Origin of the sequence: Okeania sp. SIO2B9 (assembly GCF_010672505.1) — a bacterium.
GTDB lineage: Bacteria > Cyanobacteriota > Cyanobacteriia > Cyanobacteriales > Microcoleaceae > Okeania > Okeania hirsuta.
This window is the reverse complement of record NZ_JAAHGK010001481.1, coordinates 1-1,712: the sequence shown is the minus strand read 5'-3', so window position 1 is coordinate 1,712 and position 1,712 is coordinate 1. Positions and strand designations below refer to the sequence as shown.

General features: G+C 38.4%; 1 protein-coding gene. It reads right to left on the bottom strand.

The genetic code is table 11. The features are described from left to right. Positions 1-131: 131 nt before the first annotated feature. Positions 132-1,262: a HetZ-related protein 2 gene (locus tag F6K13_RS31875; RefSeq protein WP_124144294.1), complete on the bottom strand. Its 1,131-nt coding sequence runs from the start codon at positions 1,260-1,262 to the stop codon at positions 132-134. Positions 1,263-1,712 lie beyond the last annotated feature (450 nt).

Sequence of the window (1,712 nt, the reverse complement as noted above, 5' to 3'; positions counted from 1 at the left end):
AGTATCTCAAAACTTAAATATTTGATACGCTAATTATTAACACTATATTATCCTAAAAATTTACAGACTCAATTAATATTTGAATAATCTTGGTTAAATTATCCTAGCTACAATCTTAGTCTTGATTGGGGCTAAGAACTATTTCGTAAGGATTGAGCAGATAAGTATAGTTTAGTCCATTCACTAACAACTTGGTTAATTCTCAAGTTTAAGTGTTTAGCAATTTCCTCTAAACTGGTACCTGATTTTAAGCCTTCAATTAAATGACGTTGTTGAGGATTAAGATTTTGCCAATATTCTTGCCATTGATGAGAAGTCAAACCTAAGCCATGCTCATTCAGAGAAATTTCTAACCAACTAGCTACTAATTCTGGTTGTTGTTTAACCGCAAAAACACGAATTGCATGATAACTGACCTTTTCTCGTAACCTATATACTTGTCTGATAGGCATATCTAAAGCTTGAGCAATTTCCTCTTGAGTATTGCCTCGAAGATAAAGCTTTAACCATTCTGCTGCCTTGGAATCAACTTTTTCCACCAAATATTTCTCAAATTCCTCCTGGACTTTAGAGCGAAGTAAATGTTGTTGCTCCATTTCTTCAGTATCTTGATACCCTGAAGTCACTACAGCATCCAGCAAACTCACTCGGTCTTCCGTATCACCAGGACTAATATCTTCCGAGATTAATTTAACCCATTCTTTTACAGGTACTTGAGTTAGGCCACCTCTTTGAGTTCGACGTAGATAATTAACAAATCTATATACCAGTAATGGCTGATTGCGAATCGGTCTAATACAATATTCTTCTACACTCGCTAATAATAGAGAGTTGCGGAGATTAGGATTTTTTGTACATTCACTGATTTTGGCCATTTGTTGCTGTAGGTAGCGATCGCTATTGAGCATCTCTTGGATCACTTCCTGTAGGACATCTATTACACTTCGTTGGCGATCGCGACTGGTATTTACCCATGCTCGTATTTTTTGTCGCAGCATCACTAGGCCACTCAAGCGTTGCAGTAAGTTTCGATAAGCTCGCTCTGGCGGAATGTCCAAATATCTTTGTTTTAGAATTCGATAAAGAAACTCTCTGCCTTTAGATGCCATTGCCCTTTGAGTAGGAGTCAGCTCGTCTAAGCGACTAGGATTATTCCCCAATAGCCAGCAAATAATACTTTTGTGGACATCTGAGCTATGGTTTGGGTAGTCTTCCTGAAGTTTGGTTTTCCACTCTTGTTCCAGTGCTTGGGCCAAAGTCATGAGATTTTTAATTCTATATATTTAATTCTAGCTTTTGCCAGAATCTACCTCTGCCAGATTCTATTCAAAAGCTATATTTTCAGTCATTCTATCAATATTTCTGACTACTGATTTAATATGCAGTTTGACATACTCCCCGGCCTAAAAGGTACAGGGATTCCTACCTAGCCGAAGCTCCTTGGTGGGTTGACATTTCACAGGATCCTGCTAACTTGACGCTAGTCTTACGCTTGCCTCCAAATCTGTTTAATGTCTCCGAATGCCCTCCGGCGACAAATATATTAGTCGCTGCGTTGGTATCACGATCGTGTTTTGCGCCACAGTTGATACACTTTGATTGAAAAAAAAACTAAAAAGTCGTCCAAGAAGGGGGAGGCTTCAAACCCAATTTTTTGGTGAAGTTCTCTCCCGTTAAATCGGAGATTATAAGCTGATTACCTAACTAGGTTA